14 protein-coding genes and 2 pseudogenes are annotated in these 18,864 nt (G+C 56.2%); 4 read left to right on the top strand and 12 right to left on the bottom strand.

What is annotated here, in order from left to right:
• From repC to repA, 3 genes are all read right to left on the bottom strand, one after another.
• Positions 1-1,209 (bottom strand): plasmid replication protein RepC, encoded by a 1,209-nt coding sequence (gene repC, locus AMK05_RS27610; RefSeq protein ID WP_064842837.1) that lies wholly within the window; start codon positions 1,207-1,209, stop codon positions 1-3.
• Positions 1,210-1,364: 155 nt separating this feature from the next.
• A complete protein-coding gene (gene repB, locus AMK05_RS27605; protein WP_064842834.1) occupies positions 1,365-2,390 on the bottom strand; it encodes a plasmid partitioning protein RepB in 1,026 nt (341 codons plus the stop codon).
• Positions 2,387-3,601: a plasmid partitioning protein RepA gene (gene repA / locus AMK05_RS27600; protein ID WP_008534005.1), complete on the bottom strand. Its 1,215-nt coding sequence runs from the start codon at positions 3,599-3,601 to the stop codon at positions 2,387-2,389. The genes repB and repA overlap by 4 nt, the downstream gene beginning before the upstream one ends.
• Positions 3,602-4,029: 428 nt before the next feature.
• Here repA and AMK05_RS34115 point away from each other — a divergent pair.
• Positions 4,030-4,648 (top strand): annotated as a pseudogene (locus AMK05_RS34115) (acyl-homoserine-lactone synthase).
• 353 nt (positions 4,649-5,001) lie between these two features.
• Positions 5,002-6,093, top strand: coding sequence for a zinc-dependent alcohol dehydrogenase (locus AMK05_RS36025; RefSeq protein ID WP_335725712.1), 1,092 nt, complete (start codon positions 5,002-5,004; stop codon positions 6,091-6,093).
• Positions 6,094-6,099: 6 nt separating this feature from the next.
• Here the strand turns inward: AMK05_RS36025 and prs are convergent, their stop codons facing one another.
• The 7 genes from prs to AMK05_RS27555 form a co-directional block, all read right to left on the bottom strand.
• The gene (gene prs / locus AMK05_RS27590; RefSeq protein WP_081278605.1) at positions 6,100-7,041 is read right to left on the bottom strand and encodes a ribose-phosphate diphosphokinase; all 942 of its coding nucleotides are present in this window, start codon (positions 7,039-7,041) and stop codon (positions 6,100-6,102) included.
• A 2-nt stretch (positions 7,042-7,043) separates the two neighbouring features.
• On the bottom strand, positions 7,044-8,159 hold the full coding sequence (locus tag AMK05_RS27585) for a nucleotidyltransferase family protein (RefSeq protein ID WP_064842832.1): 1,116 nt from the start codon (positions 8,157-8,159) through the stop codon (positions 7,044-7,046).
• Between the two features lie 29 nt (positions 8,160-8,188).
• On the bottom strand, positions 8,189-8,518 hold the full coding sequence (locus tag AMK05_RS27580; RefSeq protein ID WP_064842829.1) for a hypothetical protein: 330 nt from the start codon (positions 8,516-8,518) through the stop codon (positions 8,189-8,191).
• A gap of 5 nt (positions 8,519-8,523) precedes the next feature.
• Entirely contained in the window at positions 8,524-9,018 is a 495-nt protein-coding gene (locus AMK05_RS27575) for a hypothetical protein (protein ID WP_064842827.1), read from the bottom strand.
• An 80-nt stretch (positions 9,019-9,098) separates the two neighbouring features.
• Positions 9,099-10,367 carry a radical SAM/SPASM domain-containing protein gene (locus AMK05_RS27570; RefSeq protein ID WP_064842825.1) on the bottom strand — a complete coding sequence of 423 codons (1,269 nt, stop codon included), beginning with the start codon at positions 10,365-10,367 and terminating at the stop codon, positions 9,099-9,101.
• Between the two features lie 31 nt (positions 10,368-10,398).
• On the bottom strand, positions 10,399-10,953 hold the full coding sequence (locus AMK05_RS27565; RefSeq protein ID WP_004672710.1) for an adenine phosphoribosyltransferase: 555 nt from the start codon (positions 10,951-10,953) through the stop codon (positions 10,399-10,401).
• Positions 10,954-11,243: 290 nt separating this feature from the next.
• Positions 11,244-11,699: a phasin gene (locus AMK05_RS27555; RefSeq protein WP_064842820.1), complete on the bottom strand. Its 456-nt coding sequence runs from the start codon at positions 11,697-11,699 to the stop codon at positions 11,244-11,246.
• A gap of 898 nt (positions 11,700-12,597) precedes the next feature.
• Between AMK05_RS27555 and AMK05_RS27550 the strand changes: the two genes are divergently transcribed.
• Together AMK05_RS27550 and nolL are read left to right on the top strand one after the other, a co-directional pair.
• Positions 12,598-13,371: an aquaporin gene (locus AMK05_RS27550; RefSeq protein ID WP_064842817.1), complete on the top strand. Its 774-nt coding sequence runs from the start codon at positions 12,598-12,600 to the stop codon at positions 13,369-13,371.
• Between the two features lie 873 nt (positions 13,372-14,244).
• Positions 14,245-15,357 (top strand): nodulation factor fucose acetyltransferase NolL, encoded by a 1,113-nt coding sequence (nolL, locus tag AMK05_RS27540; RefSeq protein WP_335723780.1) that lies wholly within the window; start codon positions 14,245-14,247, stop codon positions 15,355-15,357.
• A 645-nt stretch (positions 15,358-16,002) separates the two neighbouring features.
• Here nolL and istB read toward each other — a convergent pair.
• Positions 16,003-16,899 (bottom strand): IS21-like element helper ATPase IstB, encoded by an 897-nt coding sequence (gene istB, locus AMK05_RS27535; protein WP_064842772.1) that lies wholly within the window; start codon positions 16,897-16,899, stop codon positions 16,003-16,005.
• Positions 16,896-18,411 (bottom strand): annotated as a pseudogene (gene istA / locus AMK05_RS27530) (IS21 family transposase). The gene istB and the pseudogene istA overlap by 4 nt, the downstream one beginning before the upstream one ends.
• Positions 18,412-18,864 lie beyond the last annotated feature (453 nt).

Here is an 18,864-nt window from a genome sequence, read left to right as displayed (position 1 = left end):
TTACCCAGCCCTCAAACCACCTTGCCCGTTGGCCTTCAACAACGCCATTATCATCGGACCAAGCGAGAATTCACCGCGCTCACTTCGGCGCGTTAGATCCCGCAGATAGCCTCCAGGAGAGTTGATGAAGTTAGCCCTTTCCAGGATGCACGCAATTGCCACCGCAGCATTCTCCGGTCCTAGCGCCTCGCAGGCATCCTGGTAGGCGGAAGGGCTTACCCCCAGCATAGATCGAACCACCACAGCGGCAGACATCAGATCTCGCCAGCTCCCCACGCCGCGCGGTGCATAGTCGCTGATCATCGGGCACGCCTTGAGCACCAATCTCAACGGGAACGCCCTTTGCGATTCATTCTTCGGCTGATGGCTCAAGCTCGCCTTTGCCCCCTGCTCCTTTTCGGAGCGTGGTTCAGATTCATTATCGGATTCGGGTTTTGAATTCTGTATGTGCTGCTCGATATGAGCAGCATTGGTGCTAATTTTTTCAGCATTCTCGAGGTTTTCCAAACGATTAAGCACTTCCTCACGGAGCATCTCCATTTCATTGAGAACGCTAATGACCCCTTCAAGGGTCGGAACGCGCGGAATTCTGCTCGCGAGCGCAATGTAGATGTCCTCGGTCGTCTTCCAATCGCCGTCGGCGCCCTCGACCATTGCAGCAGTAATAAGTTTGCGAACATCCCGCCGGCAAATTGTAAGGCTCTCTTTGGCTTTCCTGAGCGAGGCTCTCTCGGCCGCCACTCTTTGCGCCAACATCGCCAACTCTTCCGATCGCGCCAGGAGGGGCGACAGGTCGAAGCCAAAAGCATTCTCGATCTGGCCATCGTCGCCCTTGCGGGCGAACCGCTTGCCATTGGCGCTATCCTTACGGACGATCAACCCCGACTCCACCAGAATGGCAATATGCCGCCGCAACGTTGCGCCCGCCATTGCATGCGCCCGAAGCGCCAGTTGGGCATTCGAGGGGAAGACAATCAATTGTGCATCCTGACGCAACTCATTGTCAGGATAAAAGCTCAAAAGTGCGTCAAGAACAGCCAGACTGTTCGACTGGATCCCGAGCAGTTCCATCGCGGCGGAAGCGTCTCTCAACACTTTCCACTTATCGGCAGCTTTTCCAGGCTTGATTTCCATTGCCGCCTGGCGCCGCACGAGCGCAAGCGTCATTGGCCGCCGCCCGAACGGCGTCGCTACATTCCCCGACTGCATTGTCTCTCACCTTTCAGCAGGCAAAGGAAATCCGCTCACCAAAACGGCGCCAAAGACTCTTGACGAGGATTCGAGGAAATGCGATTCTGTTCTTGCTACAGAGACAGAAGGGCTTCCACGACGGCGACGTTGAGGGAGCTCTTTTCTTTTGCGGGTTACACTCCCTGTTTCCGTTGATGCTTTGCGCGATGCTCCTGGTAAAGCGCCGGCAAATGCTCGAGTACGAAAGCCGCGAAATCCGGCGTGGCTTTCCTGTCAATGGTAATTTCGAGCTTGCTCTTGCTCTGCGTGACCTGCGCAAGCCTGTCGCCATCGGGGGTCGACAGGACGTCTGGCAACCCGCGCGCAGTCCGACGCGGTTTCAGATGGTCGATCACTGCCTTGAACCGTTCCGACGACGGCAGCGCCTGCACCTCCTCCGAGGCAGCATATTTCGCAGCGCCTGCCGGAGGCGATGCTTTCTCAACCAGCTCTGCCAATTGCTGCCAACTTGGGCGTCCAACGCCTGGAGCGGCGCCGATGGCATCGATCAATTCAGAGGGGAGGGCGTCAACAAGCAGGAGCATCTTCGACAAGTTGCTTTTATCGATTGACATAGCCGCGATGACGATTTCTCGTGGAAACTGCTTGTTTAGCTTGTGTGCGAAACGTGCCTTTTCGATGAAGGTGAGGTCTTCGCGCTCATTGTTTTCCTGACCCTGTGCGACAACCAACTGCTCGTCCGTCAAGTCTCGAACAACCGCCTTGACCGGCAGTCCTAGCTCCGAAACGGCGCGCAGCCGGCGGTGTCCAAAGGCAACTTGGTAGTGCGCGGGTTTAACGGGATGAGGTCTCACAAGGATTGGGACCTGCTGTCCTTGCTCGCGGATGGATGCAAGAAGTCCTTCGATATCACCTTGCATGCGATCCTGAACGAAGGACGGCTCGATTGACGACGCGTTCAGTTCAACCACGGCCTGACCTTCGGCGAGACGCCGCTCGATCTCCTCTGCACGACCAAGACGATCATTTTGCTCGCGCAACGCGTTACCGATGTTTGCAGTCAGCTTCGTCGCTGGATCTCGTTCTTTTCTGGTCACGCCGAGAAGCGGCATGGAGCGAGTCTTTGCCGCTCTGTGTTCAGCAGCTGATGAGCTGTCGGGCGCGTCCGGGGTGACGTCAAGGAGGTGCTTCCGACTCATGTGGTTCTACCCCATGCTTTTTTGATTAGAGTTTCGATCTCGTCGTTGACGGCGTTCATCGCCTCTAAGGCCCGATCATAGGTCGAGCGCGTGAACTGTCCGCGCTCAACCTCAAAGAGGGTTTGATTCGTCAGGCCAGCGTCCGAAACGGCGGTCGTCTTGAGCATCGGAAAATTGAGAACATTTTCGCCGAAGATCGAACGCAGATAGCCCACCATCTGGTTCTGCGGGCCATCGCTCGGTTCAAAACGAGTGACGAGGTAGCGCATCCAATTGAACTTGAACTGGGCGCCTGCGTTCTCGATTTCCCGAAGGAGATTCGAGGTCATCGCCAGAAACTGGTTCATCGACATTACATCCAACATCTGGGGATGGACGGTGACGAGGATCGAGGTTGCGGCGGTCAGAGCTGAAAGCGTGAGATAGCCAAGTTGGGGAGGGCAATCGATAACGACGACATCGTAGTTGTCCGCGATGTCTTCGATGACCTGACTGATCCGACCGTAAAAAAGCGTGTCACCTTCCTTCCGGTTCATAAGCGCGCGCGGGGTATCGTGCTCGAACTCCATCAGTTCAAGATTGCCAGGAATTAGATGAAGATCCGGGATGTACGTTCCTCGGACAACCTGCTCGATTGGGACCTGCTCGTCATCATACCGGATGGCGCCATAGAGTGTTTCGTTCGGACCAACGTCAGTTTCTGGCTGACTGCCGAAGAGTGCGGAAAGGCTTGCTTGGGGATCAAGATCAATCGCGAGAATCCGGTAGCCACGCATTGCCAGGTACTGTGCCAGATGCGCGGCTGTCGTCGTCTTGCCCGAGCCGCCTTTGAAATTCATCACCGAGACGACTTGAAGCTGCTCCCCCGTGCGACGATGGGGCAGGTAGCGCCGGTTCCCGCGGCCAATCAGGTCCAGGTGCTTACGGATTGAATGAATATCTTCGATCGTGAACGTGCGTCGACCGCCAGGGCTCATACTAACGTGCAGTTCAGGCATTTCCGAAGCAGTTTGTCTAAGATAAGACTCACCGATGCCAAGCAATTTTGAGGCTTCTGACGGTGCAAAGGATCGAATGCCCTTTTCGGACGTCGGCGGGAAGACCTTGAGATGATGTGCTTGAAGTTGGCTGGAGAGAGCGTCAGCATGACGCTCCATCAATGCGGTCAACCCTTCGACGACCGGCGCTGTTTTTGCTGCGGTTTTCGCCATCTCAAAATCCATTTCCTGCAAGTGGCGGAACTTTTCGCGAAACCGCTAAAGTTCCGCCACTAGCTATTAGAGCCGATTCTGCATTTTGAGCAAGGGGTTTTAGGTTAACGAAAGGCTAACGTGGATAAACCCGGAACGTAGAGTAAATGGATTTTTCCGTTTATATCCTGCAGCTTAGCAAGACCGCGGCACCGATTGGTCATGGTGTGTTTTATTGTGAATCCTACAAATGTGCCCCGGCGATTTAGACGAAAAGCAGAAGACCTCGGCAAAGTCGGTGATCCCCTTGCCGCCTCGCACAAAACCGTAAGCATTCGACAACGGACGCCCGATTCCAATTCGTGCAGAGTTCCCGGCGCCTAACGGCGGCGGAGAAATTCATGCAGGTATTCGCGATCTCGACACCAAAAATTTACTACGAAGCGTAGCTGTTTCAGGACGATCATAGGCTACGTGCGAGGATCTTTTCCACTCGCATTTGGGATGTAGAAGTAGTCGACGAGTGCGAGGCAGATGGGGTTGACGCTCTCGCCCCGACTGCCATCCTGGATGTCACCGCGGCTGGACCACTTGCAGGATGTGCACGCGATTTGTCTGCGATGGGACCGACCATGCTGGTAGACGTATTTCCGTCTCTGCTCCCGAAGGGCCGCCTGAACGCCAATCCCCTGATGGTCTAGAGTTCTCGCTTTTGCGTCGACACCTCGAAGAGGGGAGGGGAGGGGAGATGGTTCCGTTCACGAGGCAACGCTGACCTTGTTCGCCGGCATCGTAGAATGGTGCCTGGGAGGTGGTCTCAGCGAAGTCGTTGCGGTAACGGATATCAGGTTCGAGCGAACTCTTGCTAGCGTCGAATGGCCTCTCCCGCGCTTGGGGCAGCCAGAGAAGATCGTTGCCACCACCGCCATCGCAGGCACGCGTCCAGCAAACGCTGAGACCTTTCTGATGTTGCGGCCGCCCAATTACCGATCTAGTTGCCGTCATCCTTCTCGGTGCGACTCGGATTGTTGGTCTGTTCGGTTCGAACCGGTGCGCCACGAAGGATGAAGCTTTGGACGATGTGGCGATAGGCTCTCAGGAGGGTTCGCGCGGGCAGATGAGGGAAGGCGACATGGCATCTTCGCAGAGATGAGGATGCATCGAAGAACGGGCTGGTAAACCGCGGCTCGTGTTTGAGGCTGGTGGCATTGACGCGGCCCAAGCGCTCCACTCTACCTTCAATAGTTTCGTCGCTCCTTGCGCAAGGGAACACTTCTGCCGCTTGAAACGTCCTTTGCCGTTTGCGCCGACGATATCTCCGAGAAGCTTGTCAAGACCCAGGACATAAGCAAGCCCGCCAGCAAGGCACGTGATTTCATCAGCTTTCTGACTGCCGCCTGTGGTTGTTGGCTAGATTCTGGATGCAAGTAAGTGTACATATTAGGACAGTCGGTGTGTCGGGGAGCGAGAGGTCTCGTATGGAGGTTCGTGGACTCGTAATTACTTGCCCCCGCAAGGTTGAAGAATGGACATTGTCGGTTCCACTCGCCGTATCGTCCGAAGTCGGTGTGCGGATAGAGTTGTGTGGACTCTGCACACCGGAGCAACGCGTTTATCGGGGCGCCAAGCCGACTTACCCCTATTGGGGCGGGCACGAGTTGTCAGGCACGATCGTGTTTCTGCCGGACGATGTACCGGATGGCCTGCGCGTAGGAGACCGCGTTGCGGTGCTTTTAATGCGCAGATGCGGCCAATGTCGTGCCTGCCGCCTCGGACTGGACAACCACTGTGCATATTTAAATCCTAAAGCGAGAGGAGGGGTGCCGCAGGGGCCGGGGGGATTGGCCAATTTTGTGGGCGTACCCGCCTATCAGGTTTTTTCCGTACCTTCCTTTTTGGCTCCCGAGCGTGCCGCGTTAGTTGAACCTGTCGCCTGCGTGGCACGCGGCATAAATAGGGCGCGTGCAAAGGCTGGAGACACTGTGGCCGTCATCGGCGGAGGCACGATGGGCCTTCTCCATTCGATACTTCTGACAACCAAAGGATGCGACGTTTACCTTTTCGATGACGACGTGGCAACGCATGGGCCTGTGATGTCGACCGGCGCCCATGCAACGGGGTCAGTTCATTCTCTGTCTGATCCGAAACTCGTCGAGAAATTAACGGATGGCTGGGGCTTCGACTGCATCTTTTGCACGCGCTTCGGTGTCAGAGGCATTCAGGGGGCCATAGCTGCGGCGTCACGCGGTGCCAGGATTGTACTCTACCAATCGATTCCGACGTCCGATTTGTTATCGGTAGGCGCTAACTTTCTGCATTACCGGGAAATTGAACTGATCGGCACCATAGCCCAAAGCGCGGACGACGTGAGAAATGCCATCCGAACCATCGTTGAACACGCCGCACGCTTCGACGTGCTGCAGGTCAATCTTTGGCCCTCGTCAAACGCCCAAGAGGCATTCGAGCAGGCGCTCGATCCACGTGTTAATCGCGTGATGCTAGATTTCAGGTAATGCTTCTCAGCGTGCCTGCAGCGCGCCTGCAATTTCGTTGCCGATCGAGACTACTTCGACACTGTCGGGGAAATTGTCGGTACGTCCGACGCTGTCGGTCACAACGATGCGGTCGATCTGAGACCGTCCCCAGTTTTCGTTCAGCGACGGCGTGAATATGGCATGGGCTGCGGCAAGGGTTATCTTGCGAGCGCCTGCCGCTTTGAGATGTGCGGCGGCTGAAAAAGCCGTCTGACCACTGTTGATTTCGTCGTCAATCAGGATGATCGTCCGGCCAGCAACGTCCCCCAGAATCTCGACGCTCTCCCGAAAGTCATCATCGTCTCTGCGGTGCTTGCGCATGACAGCGAATGGGCAGCCGAGCAGGGCCGCCAAGTGCTCAGCTCGCTTCGCTCCGCCGAAGTCCGGTGAAACGACCATGTCGCCATCGACGGCCGCAGAACCGAGATGGCGAACTAGGGCGGGAGCGAACTGAAGATTGACGACAGGACAGGCAAATGCGGCGCACAGCTGAGGAACATGGAGTTCGAAAGTTATCAGCCGATCTATACCGAGCGTTTCGATAATCCCCGCAAGGATTCGCACCGGTACAGGTCCGCCGTCGAAGGCAGGGCGATCCGAACGCGAATATGGGAGGTAGGGAAGAACAGCGGTAATCGTGCGGGGACCCCGCGCCCGCACGGCACCAAGCGCTAGGAACAACTCGAAAAGACGATCATGAACGCTGTCAGGAAATGTTTGCACGACCACCACATCTCCGCCAAGCCCGCCGTCGCGCGGAGTGACAGCCATCTGGCCATTGCTGAACACCTGCGTGTTTAGGATCGTTATTCCTGACCGCGTGAGGGCCCGATGGACTGTTGACGCAAACTTTGCAGAGGTTTCGGTTGCTGCGATACGAAGGTCGTTCGCCGCAGGATCTGTACGATATGGTGACTCGGGCGCCATATTTACGCCAGCTCAAGATCGTTAACAGTGGGAATAGACAGCAGTTTGGGCAACACGTCGCCCCAATCATGTTGAAGTGGTACCTCGGTTTGATCAGGTCGAATGAGCTCTAGGAACTCGGACGGTATGTCTATCCCACAGATGCGCTTCATCTGCGTCAGGACGAAATATAACGCCGGCCTCATCTCGTATTTGTAACCTATCGCAGCGACCTCCGCCCAGCTAATATTCGCCATTTCTTTGTGTAGAACCGCATGAAGATCGCCGAACATCAATAGTCGAAGCGAATTATAAAGGAAGGCCTCGTGATAAAGCCTGGCCGAAAGGAACCAGACGGCGCCAGTCGCGGATTGGACCTGCAATATGCGGCCTAGACCGTTTGCAAGACGCACGCCTGACCATATGTCTTCGACATCGATGCCGACGGAGAGATTTACATGCATATCAATGAAGATGGGCATGTGCAGCTTCTTCGCGGAATCGATGTATCCCTTTACGTGGCGGTAGCGCAGCTGGCGTGGCACCGCGGGACCAGGGAACGGAGATTCAACGGATTCTATCCTTACAAACACCGGCAAGGAATAGCTTTCGCGGAAGGTTTCGTCATCGAGTTCCTTTCGTTCCGGATGCCAGTTGCCATTTGAAGGGTCGAAAATACCGTGCCGGTAGCCGAGATCGAACATGAGCCGCTGCACGCGCTGCGCGTCAGCGGGCTTGACCATGATGTCGAGATCGGTCATCGGCCGTAGGAGTGGATCGGGATAATGGAGAAGCGCGAGATCTGGTCCCTTCACCAGGAACCAGGCGATGCCGGCCCGATCCAGCGCATCCATGATTTCTGGCAGATTGCGAAATTCGAGTGCGGACCTGACCTTTGACATGACAGTCCAGCACTGAACGTAATGCGCCGCCTCAGTGGGCAATAGTGTCAACAAATCGAGGCGGCGCAAGTGCTTCTCAAGCAGCGGCACCGTCCGATTATGCTCGGCGCGCCATACCACATAGGGCCAGTTGACAGGCTCCTTGCAGAGACGGACCAAACGCTCTTCATCCTCGGGTCGTAGGTAGGCCCGGCAGGTGATCAGCAAAATAGAGTCTTCTGGTGACAACCGAAGCATCGCGGAGACTCCTGATACGGCTGCGTGATTTATTTCGAACTTTCCGAGCTGCTGAATTCGGCTAGTGTCTGCCTCAGGTCGGCGAACTGTTGTTCGAAGGAAGCGAAACTCTGGTCGACGTTTTGTCCAAGCAACTGTTCAAGGCTGACCGTTTCTTCAGCGCGTTCCTCTTGTCCAGACATAAGCTTGTAAACCGAACTTACCGGCAGCAATCGCGACAAGAGTTCACCACCGCGGCCCGTCTGGGCGCTGTCCCGAATTTGCCGGATGCAACTTTCGGCAAGCAATCCGTCAATCACGATTACCAGCTTGCCATCCTCTTCGTCAACGGCGTAGCCAAACAGTCGGGAACTAGCCATTGCCGCTACCTCTGAACCTTCTTGAGGTCTTCCACTTCACTGCGTATCTGCAGCAATTGTGCCTGAGCCGAGAGAAGTTTGGCGAATGCGGCGGTAACCGCCTTTGCCGATTGTGTGTCGGAACCAGTCATCCTAACCGGTCCTCGCCCAATGCGGCGTCCTACAAGACCTGAATCGGCGGCGCGCGGCCAATTGGCTTTGCCAAATTTCTTCGAGGCGGTTATATCAACGTAGTAGTCTTGTAGTTCGCCGTTAGCAGCGAGTGAGCCGGATTTCGACCGTTGCGATCTGCGTGACACCTTTAGCGATTGCTCTAATTTTACAAGGCCAGCCGTCAATTGCTGAGCTTGGTCATCCAAACCCGCCTGCAGCCGGGCGAGTCCTTCCGCGAGACGAGAAATCACCTGGGCTTGCTGGGCGGCTGCTTTGTTGCCGGATAGTATCGCGTTGTTCGCAAGTGTGTGCGCCACACCCGCCGCACCTCGGAAAGCTCTGCTCATCCCCAATCCTCCACGTTATTTTTGTTGACCTGGTTAAATTACGTCGTCGACACAGCAATTATTACGTCGCGCCTCCTGCGTTAGTGAGTGTGTTGCGCAGCAGCCGCGATTTCCTCAGAGAAGTTATAGACAGGAGCTTCGGCGGCGGGCCGACGCTCTTTCGCTATAACTCCGCGGCGGTAGGTGGAATCTTTCGTCGGGTCCACCAGGGCGTACTCCGGAAAACCTCCGTTATTGTAAAGTTCCTGGCACAGCGGATAGGGCGCGTCCTTTTCACCATAGTGCGACCAGCTACTCATCTTGCAGACGCCGCGACAGACTGGATAAAACACGCAGTTGCCGCAGACGCCCTTAACCTCGCCACTCACCACCTCGCGTAGCTCATGGAAGAACGGGCTGTTGCGCCAGATTTCCATCAAGGGCATTTCGAAGGCATTGCCGGCGATCATTTCCGGATCATCGTAGGAGGCACTGCACATCGAAACTTGTCCGTTCGACAGTATGCCCAGTACGTTGTCGCCCCAACCGCAAGTATGCACGCCGTTCAGATACTTGAGAGGCATCAGAGCCGGCGGCAGAGTCATGTATGCAGCGCCACTCTCAAAATGGGGAGATTTCAAAAGATCGCCTATCAGTAGCTCGCATTCCTCCAAGCTTATCGCATTGTCCTCATGGCTGCGCGCGTTGCCCATCGGATGTATGTTGAGCAGCGTCCGATGCTTCTTGATGCCCCAGCCGAGCACCAAATCTATAATCGAAATCACCTTGTCATAGTTGTTGCGATAGGCAGTCGTCGTTACCACTGTAGAGATGTCAGTTTTTCCAAGCCGCTGCAGGACAATCGCAGTCTTGGCGAACGCACCCGATTTTGCTCTGAAAGCGTCGTGCGCCTCTGGGTCGAAATGGTCGAGGCTGATGAAGACCGTCAAATTGGGGAGCCTACTTAGCTGCTCGATCGTGAACTCGTCAAAGAGGGTTCCATTCGTCTCGAAAACCAGCTCCTTCAGCCCACAGGATGCGAGATATTCCATGACTGCCATGAATTCCTTGTGAACCATCGGTTCACCCCCGGAAACCTTAACCTTGCGCAGCCCATTGGGTAGTGCTTGCTCGATCAGTCCTTGGATCGTCTCCAGGTTGAAATCAATGCCCTTGGCCTTGGACCCGACGCCTGCGATGTAACAGTGGTGGCATCCCAAATTGCACTTGCGTGTTAGAAACAGATAGATCGTTTTAATTTCGTTTTCCGAGACGACTCGTTTCGAAAGTTCACTTGTGACGAGGGCCTGTAGCGTCTGACTGGTTACATGCACGTCCTGCGGTGTCGAAAGCCAATCAGGGGTATTCATGCGCTTGCCTCCTCACGTCTATGCTGCTGCGCTAGCACGTCATCGCACTGATCACTGGTGCGTCGTCCAATTGACGCCTGCCTTTCAAAACTTCGATTTCGAGTATGAATGCGTATCCGGCGATCTCTCCGCCTTGGGACTTGACAAAATTCCCAGTCGCCCGAGCAGTGCCACCCGTCGCTAGAAGGTCATCAGCAATCAGGCATCGCAGGCCGTCACCGATGAGGCCGGCAGTTACCTCCAGGGTTCCGGAGCAGTATTCACAGCTGTATTCAAATGAGAGGACGTCCCCCGGCAGTTTACCGGGTTTCCTTACCATGATGAAACCGCAACCAAGCCTATCAGCCAATGAGGCGCCCAAGATGAAACCACGCGCATCAACCGCCAAAATGGCATCGATTTCTGTTCCCGACACTTGGCTTGCGACGGTAGAAACGACTTCGCCCAATGCACCTCTACCAGCCAGCATAGGCGCTATATCCTTGAACAAGATCCCGCCTATCGGAAAGTTGGGAAATTCTCGTAATGCTTCTACACCGGATTGGTTAATCCGTGACGCCCCGCTATTTGGAACAGCTACAATCATTTTACTATCCCCCACATGTAACCATCTAAGAGCCTCGTAAGGTGCGATGGCCTCGCGCACTTTGTGGCCAGCCACCAGATGCCATGGGCCCTGGCAAGCTTATCAGCGGCGGCGGCCGCCGCGCCTACCACGTTCCTCCGGGCCGGCACGGGTCCGCTCTCTGACCAGATCACGCCGAAATTCGCCAGCGCCGCGAACAGATGAAACATCAGTCGGCCGCATAATGTTGTCTCCTCGAAAGAAGCTCCGATCATGATTCGTCCAGCCCTGATCTTAGTGCCGAGTCAACTTTACGTCGCTTTGGGGTTCGTCAGGACCTTGTCAAAAGCATCCTTGACCGGCTTTGAGATTTCCTCCACCGCCCTGCTTGAGAGCACCCGGACTTCCTTGGCGTACTGCAAACTTGTCTCAACCCGCTTGCTAAGGAAGGTCGACTGCAGTTCGAGGATCTGCGACGGCGAATTCGCGCCCAGCAAAGCTTGCAAATGTGAGAAGCTGGCCTCGGCGTCGGCCTGCAGTGCAGCGATCGTCTTCCACCACAATTCGTTGCCGAATAGACTTGTCGTTTCGAGGATCGGAGGCAGCATTTTCTGTGTCGCTTCAGCGCCGGACGCAAATTTCAAAAAAGCCTCTGTCACCTTCTTGTTCCCCTTTTCAACAGATGCGCCGAACTGATCTGGCACCTTGAGCGGCGATGACGCCGGGTTTTCGATCGTTTCAAAGGATCTTTCGGAAATCTTGGTCATTGCATTTTCCTTCTCTTTGAGTTGGTTGCAAGCTGTGACATCGGGATTGACCCCTTCCGCCGGCGGACTATGCATGGCCGCTTGGTAGAACGCGGATCCGATGACGAACGGTCAGGTGACCTCCGTTCCGTTCGTTTCATGAACCGGCATAATGCAGACTGCTTTCTGCCGCTGTAACCAGGGATCAGCAAACACCATGCCAACTGCTCCGACGCGCCAAGAAGATCATTTCGTTTATCGATGGGCGGGTTGAGGGCAGGTTGATGTGTATTTGACGGAGAGACCGGCGAACAAAACGTTCCAATCACGACAAACCTGACAAAAGTGGCGGATGCCCGACATTTGCGAGAAATGTCGACGGTTGCGCTGGGGACAAGGGAATTCACGTGGACTTCAAATCGCGCCAAGGATCATGTGCCTGTTCGTGGCTAAGGGGCGTTACCCGGATTCTCGTGAACGTCCCTGGCGGTCTTATCAACCCTTGTCCTGGTTCCTGCTTTGCACCACCTTCCGCTTGGAGCCATGAAGAGGGTCTTTGTTTCGATAATTTGAGGATGGGCTGCTTGGCGATTTGTTCGTAGCCCAGCTCGGGTCCATACGTCTCGGTACGGTTCGCCTGCCTATCCTGTTCACGGCACTTTCGAACATAAAGACCGAACGTCACCAGAGCGATCGCTGTGATGCGCAACATATTTCATTTGGTACGACGTTTGCTGGTGATCGGTGACGCTGGTTGACCATAGGCTCTGATGCCGATCTCGTCGGACAAGGACGCAATTGAAGTCAACTACGGAGGTTTTCGGGACCTGACACGATGATTGGTTCGGTGCATGCGGAACGCTTGGCGGCACGAGGATGACACCGAAAAGTACGTGGGGTCTAATCAATGGAGTGAAAAATGAAAAAGTATGTTTGCGAATTCTTCGGGACCTTCACACTTGTCTTCCTCGGCTGCGGCACATTGCTTTATATGCGTCAAGAGGTGGGCCTGTTGGGTGTCGCTTTAGCCTTCGGGACGACCGTGGTTGCAATGGCCTACACGATTGGCCCAGTCTCGGGCGCGCATCTCAATCCGGCGGTCAGCCTGGGTTTCCTCGTGTCGCGCCGATTGAGAGTGTGGGACTTTCTCGCGTATGTCTCCGCCCAATGTGCAGGAGCTATCGCGGCGGCAGGCACGCTCTACCTTATCGCTATGAACAAGGTCGGCGGTTACGATATCACCCTAGAAGGTTTCGCCCAAACCGGCTGGGTAGTCTACGGATGGAGAGCTGCGTTCCTATTCGAGTTTATCGCCACGTTCCTGTTCGTAACTGTATTCCTCAAATGCACGGCTGGACGCGGCGCTGTTGCACGATTGGCGATTGGACTTGCCTTAGTTGCGATCCACCTTGGCGGTATCACCGTTTCGGGTTCTTCTGTGAATCCAGCACGATCGATCGGCCCAGCACTTTTCGCAGGAGGGGCGGCACTCTCTCAACTCTGGCTTTATATATGCGCGCCAATGCTCGGCGCTATTGCGGCCGGCCTTCTTCAGCTCAGGGGGATCCTCGCGTCAAGCGAGCCGCAAAGTCTGCGCCAATTTGAATCGCGCGATATGACCAGCGACATATCCAGCCCGGTTTCATTCTTTCGCCACCGAAGGAGAGGTATCCCAAAAAGGGAAAGCCACTGATCGAGGAGGGGGTCTCGACCTTAGCAGGGGAGCGCATCCTCAGACATTGGCCGTTGCATCCCGCATATTTTGACGCTTACTGCGATCTTCCAACGGATTGGGACCACGGTCGTCTCTGACGTATCGACAAACGTCGCATACGGATCGACAATCGCAGCCCAACGTCCAGCGATCATTCGCGGCGATCCAAAACGGCGGCGATCGCGGCCAAAGCCTCGTGTATCGCGATACTCACCGACCTTCCGCTCAAGGTTGTCAAGGGTCCGCGATACTCATCCATACCGCAGATGCGTGTCATTAGGAGCATGAATTTTACAATGGTGAGGCTGCCATATAGGACACGTTGGGCGGCGGATCTAATGGAGCAAATCTCCAGCGTCTGGGGGGTTGCGCTGGGGTGCCGATCCACACCCAAGCGCCGGTAGGTGATAGACGATATCCACAGCGGCTAGGAGCCATTGAATCGGCAATATGTTCTTTTGATACGGTGTCGCGTAAGTTTGGTATGGAGAATCATATGCAATCGCAACAATAGCCGAGTGCAGAGTCAAGCAGCGCTACTTGCATACGCGCAAATGTCCGTGAGAAGATTTCGACGACGTGGCAGCCCAAGCAGTTGCGCGGCAGCGAGTTTAGGCGGGGCGTAGGTTGCGGCGAAAAACAGCCAATGGACACGCCGAAAACGGCTACTGGGCCTAAGTCGCCACGGTCGCCCTGTGAACTTGGAACCCAGGCAAATTGTATGACCGTTGGCCGTCGTTCAGCATGCCGAAGTCGGAGCGCTGATCGGAAGCTGGATTAGCCTGCATGATGAACGAGAGGTTGGGAAATGCCGCTTTCAAAGGCTCCCGTAGGCATCGTGAGATGGTGAGAATGCGAGCAAGAATTGTAGGTGGAAAGACAGTGCCTGAGGCGCCAGAGGCCGACGATCGCGATCTAGCTTTAGACTTCGCCAAAGGAATACTCATCGTCTTGGTGATTTTCGGTCACCTGATACAATATATCTTTTACGAGGGTGATGGCTTCTGGGATTCGGCATGCTTCAAATCGATCTACATGTTTCACATGCCTCTCTTTATGGCGATAAGCGGATATCTCTCTAGATCAGGGCTACTAGGTAAATCGTTCAGGCAAGCCATCGGTGATCGCGCGCTGCAGCTCCTGGTGCCGACGCTGTTCTGGTGCACCCTTTTGGAGGCAGTCAAATTGCTTATGTTTCCCCGGCCGCCGGACGCACCTGGCAACCTTTTGCAATTCATGCACGATTTCGTCGGCACATACTGGTTCATCTGGGCTGCGTTTGCTTCTTTGCTTTTGGTCAAACTTATTTCGATCTTCAACTCCGGGTCGGCACGCTCTTTGCTTGTCTCATCCATACTGGTCGCAGTTGCCCCCGTGACGTTTTCTATATTCCCTCTCATAAAGTACACCTATCCCTTTTTCTGCATGGGATTTTCATTTGCGCAGTCGAGAGATTGGTGGACGAGCATAATGCGGTATCATAAGCCACGCCTGATGATGTCCGCCTCTATCGCGGCTAGCTTGTGCTTTATGGCGTGGCGCGAGGACACCTATGTCTACAACAATCTCGCCTTAATCCAGGATCTGCAGTCGGCAAAAGATATCCTTCTGATGTTTTTTGGCTCGACAGTGGCCTCTGCAGTGATGATCGAGATTCTGCTTCAATCCTGGAAAATTGGACGCTCGAACCGGGTGGTTCGCTTTATCGCCGTGGAAGTGGGGCAGAGCACGCTCGTGTTGTACCTGGTGCAGGCTACGGTATTCCGTCTCATGGATTTGATACAATACGGAGAACAATGGGCTCCCACAATGAGGTCTGGCGCGGCGGGAATTCTCGGGACGATGATCATTGCCGTAGCACTAGCAGTTCGCTGGAGCGTGCGCGACATTCCCTATCTGTCCCAGATCATGCTTGGAACGCCACCCCGCCTCGTTCGTTTGCCGAGCAATCCTGCGAATAACTAGCGGTGTTCAATTCTCAACCTAAACTTCGTCAGCAAGCAACATGCCAAGGCACGCGTTAAGGGGCCCATTTTTAAAGGATCCTTTTGCACGAAGATTGGCTGAGGTCCGACTGATGTGCCAATCACGTATCGAGAATCCGCAAACCCCTCCGCGCCCGATGCTCCGCGACGACGCGGGCGCTTGACCGCCAGGGTATCGACTCCACCCTCTTTGAGGTTGCCAAAGATTCGGTTTGCTTCGCACTTGTTCGGGGTCCGCTGCCGCCAGGTCCCGTTGTCCCTGCTAAAGTCGCAAGCGTTCGCTAAGGTACTAGAAACGCTTTTCCGGCCTGTGCCAAGCAATATGACCGGAAACAGCGAGCATCGCCTCAGCGGTCACACCGAGGCAGCACTGCTCCATGACGGCCGCTGCCACAGTCATCCTCTTGCCGGCGCCGACGGTACCGGCCAGCTAGGTCGTGCCAGCAGCATGATCCCCCGGGGGCCGTGTTCTGGTGCGGATAGAGAGTGAACGCGGCCGACGCACGCCGGCAACTTAAGATACACGCCGCCGAGGCGCCCAGGGGCTGGTTGTTGAAACGGTCCTAAAACCTTGTTATAGCGCGACGATCAGGATGAGACGGCGGCGACAATCTGGATGAGACTCTTATGTCGCGGTCGGCATGAAGGTATCATGCTGATTGTCGCTGGCAAGGGTCGGATCGGATTCTGATTGCCGCTCCGCGACAAACGGGGAAGAGCTTTTGATTGTCGCGAAGGCGGCAGGTCTGCCGCGCTGGCGTTTGGCTTCCATGGCGGAACGTCGCCGGTAGCTTTCGACGTTCATTTCGAAGATCGTTGCGTGATGAACAAGTCGGTCCACCGCGGCAAGCGTCATAGCCGGGTCCGGAAAGACGCGGTTCCATTCTCCAAAGGGCTGATTGGCGGTGATCATGATGGAACGCCGCTCATATCTTGCGGAGATGAGTTCGAAGAGCACGCTGGTCTCGGCCTGGTCCTTGGTGACGTAGGCCAGATCGTCGAGGACAAGCAGATCGAACTTGTCGAGCTTTGTGATGGCGGACTCGAGCTGGAGTTCACGCCGTGCGACCTGAAGCTTCTGGACGAGGTCGGTCGTGCGCGTGAACAGCACCCGCCAACCGTTCTCGATCAGCGCGAGGCCGATGGCGGCAGCGAGATGGCTCTTTCCGCCGCCGGGCGGACCGAACATGAGGATATTGGCACCTTTGGCGAGCCAGCTATCGCCGGCGGCAATGGCCATGACCTGGGCCTTGGAGACCATGGGCACGGCGTCGAAAGCGAAGCTGTCGAGCGTCTTTCCAGGCGGCAGATGCGCCTCGGCGAGATGACGTTCGATCCTGCGATGCGCCCGTTCAGCCAGTTCATGCTCGGCGATAGTCGAGAGGAAGCGAGCCGCAGGCCACCCTTCACGATCGGCCTGTTCGGCAAATTGCGGCCACAGCGTTTTGATCGTCGGCAACCGGAGCTCATTCAGCATGATGCCGAGGCGGGCTTCGTCGATGGTGTTGTGGACGTTCTTCATGCCGCTTCTCCCGAATAGGCAGACTCCATCAGGGCTTCATAGCTATTGAGCGATGCGAGTTGCACATGAACGATCGGCAACTGATCCGGATCCGGGCCGAAGATCGCTCTCAAGGCCACCAGGTCGGGCAGTTTGTGGGCGTCGAGCGTTCTGGCAAGCTCCTCGGCCAGTTCACGCTCGCAACCGCGATCATGAGCCATGGGCCAGCAATTCGACGGTGATCTTGCAAGCCTGCCGGTCAGGCAATTGCTCGAGGAGAGCGTCGAAAGCCCTTCGATATTCCGAACGGGGGAAGAGCTTGTCGCGATAGACCAGGTTGAGAAGCGCCATGGGCTTTTTGCGCAGAGAGTGGATCACGTGGTGATAGTTGACGACCTGATCGTGCTTGCCACTCGCGTGGGCGCGACCCCGCGGCAACGTCAGCAGATGCGTGCCGCCGATGAAGACGTCGAGGCGATCGTCAAACAAACGCACACGCAGCCGGTGGCCAATCAAACGGGAGGGAACCGTGTAGAAGACCTTGCGCAAGGCGAAGCCGCCGGTGCGCGACACGGTGACGACCACCTCTTCGAAGTCGGTGGTGCGGCGATCGGGAAGCGCCTGCAGATGCGGGCGCTCGGCATCTATGCGCTTGCCGTGCGCGGCATTGCGACGGCTGACGATCTCATCGATGAAGGCGCGGTAGGAGCCCAGATCGTCGAAGTCTCGGGTGCCGCGCATCAGGAGTGCATCGCGGACCGCGTTCTTGAGATGGCCGTGAGAACTTTCGATTGAGCCGTTCTCGTGGGCGACGCCCTTGTTGTTGCGAGTTGGCGTCATCCGGTAATGAGCGCACAGGTCCTCATAGCGGTTTGTGAGATCGACCTTGGCATCGGCATCGAGGTTGCGGAAGGCAGCCGACAGGCTGTCGCTGCGATGATAGAGCGGCGAGCCGCCAATGGACCAAAGCGCGTTCTGAAGTCCCTCCGCTAAGGCGACGAAGCTTTCGCCGCCAAGAATGACATGGGCGTGCTCAAAGCCCGACCAGACCAGCCGGAAGTGATAGAGCAGATGGTCGAGCGGCTGACTGGCAATCGTAACGCCGAGGCTGCCCATGTCGGTAAAATCCGACAGCCCTAGCCGGCCAGGTTCATGCGTCTGGCGGAAGATCACCTCCTTTGCCTCACCGTGAACGGCCCGCCATGACCGTATGCGCCGCTCAAGTGTGCGGCGAATGCCCTCGGGCAGTTCCGGATGACGCCGCAGCATCTCGCCGTAAACGGCGACCGCGCGGATGCCGGGAGCCGCCTCAAGGAGTGGAACGACCTCCGCATCAAAAACATGCTCAAGCGGATCGGGGCGACGCCGACCACGCGGCGGCTTGTTCTGCGACGGAAGGCGCTGCTCCTTCTCGATACGGAATGCCGTCGCCCGGCTGATCGACGCCTTCGCGGCGGCGACCTCAACAGAATGCGTTTGTCGATACTTCATGAATAATCTCGTCTGATGATCGGTTACATGGCGACCCGGCACAAAGGTGATTCTCCATTCCAGAAAACCACCACCGTAGCGGGCCGACCGCGATCATGAGACGCCTAAAAATTGCGCCGCGGCGGGGGTGTAACTCCGGTCGGGCTACGCCCTCCCTTCGTCACACCCCCGCCGCCGAGTCTCATCCTGATTGACGCTGAGTCTCACCTTGATTGCCGCCGCGCACCTTGCAGCCGGTCGATCCGGTGGGCATCGGAACCAGGACCCGGCCCTGAAGGGCCATCTGATCTTCGTGAGCTTCCCCTTTGCCGGCTTACGTCTAACAGCCGTTCACTGTGGAAATTCAGAGCGTTGTTGAGCTGTCGCCGGCGTCGCGGGGGCCGATGCCGCATTCCATTTGCCCGCGGCATTCCCCCCAAACGACGGCGCTAACTGTCGAGGAAGGGAGCTCCAGCCAGTGATGCATGCGGGTCTCGGAGTCCATCACTGGGAGGC

The organism is Rhizobium sp. N324, assembly GCF_001664485.1.
Classification (GTDB): Bacteria; Pseudomonadota; Alphaproteobacteria; order Rhizobiales; family Rhizobiaceae; genus Rhizobium.
Note: the sequence above shows the minus strand (reverse complement) of the source record. Positions and strands in the feature narration are given on the sequence as shown.

What these genes read in the sequence shown, in the direction of transcription:
- AMK05_RS27570 (WP_064842825.1), bottom strand. Translation starts at nt 10,367, where the DNA reads ATGAATACCCCTGATTGGCTTTCGACACCGCAGGACGTGCATGTAACC.
- repB (WP_064842834.1), bottom strand. Translation starts at nt 2,390, where the DNA reads ATGAGTCGGAAGCACCTCCTTGACGTCACCCCGGACGCGCCCGACAGC.
- AMK05_RS27585 (WP_064842832.1), bottom strand. Translation starts at nt 8,159, where the DNA reads ATGCTTCGGTTGTCACCAGAAGACTCTATTTTGCTGATCACCTGCCGG.
- istB (WP_064842772.1), bottom strand. Translation starts at nt 16,899, where the DNA reads ATGAAGAACGTCCACAACACCATCGACGAAGCCCGCCTCGGCATCATG.
- repC (WP_064842837.1), bottom strand. Translation starts at nt 1,209, where the DNA reads ATGCAGTCGGGGAATGTAGCGACGCCGTTCGGGCGGCGGCCAATGACG.
- AMK05_RS27555 (WP_064842820.1), bottom strand. Translation starts at nt 11,699, where the DNA reads ATGACCAAGATTTCCGAAAGATCCTTTGAAACGATCGAAAACCCGGCG.
- AMK05_RS27550 (WP_064842817.1), top strand. Translation starts at nt 12,598, where the DNA reads ATGAAAAAGTATGTTTGCGAATTCTTCGGGACCTTCACACTTGTCTTC.
- AMK05_RS27565 (WP_004672710.1), bottom strand. Translation starts at nt 10,953, where the DNA reads ATGATTGTAGCTGTTCCAAATAGCGGGGCGTCACGGATTAACCAATCC.
- AMK05_RS27580 (WP_064842829.1), bottom strand. Translation starts at nt 8,518, where the DNA reads ATGGCTAGTTCCCGACTGTTTGGCTACGCCGTTGACGAAGAGGATGGC.
- prs (WP_081278605.1), bottom strand. Translation starts at nt 7,041, where the DNA reads ATGGCGCCCGAGTCACCATATCGTACAGATCCTGCGGCGAACGACCTT.
- AMK05_RS36025 (WP_335725712.1), top strand. Translation starts at nt 5,002, where the DNA reads ATGCAAGTAAGTGTACATATTAGGACAGTCGGTGTGTCGGGGAGCGAG.
- AMK05_RS27575 (WP_064842827.1), bottom strand. Translation starts at nt 9,018, where the DNA reads ATGAGCAGAGCTTTCCGAGGTGCGGCGGGTGTGGCGCACACACTTGCG.
- repA (WP_008534005.1), bottom strand. Translation starts at nt 3,601, where the DNA reads ATGGCGAAAACCGCAGCAAAAACAGCGCCGGTCGTCGAAGGGTTGACC.
- nolL (WP_335723780.1), top strand. Translation starts at nt 14,245, where the DNA reads ATGCGAGCAAGAATTGTAGGTGGAAAGACAGTGCCTGAGGCGCCAGAG.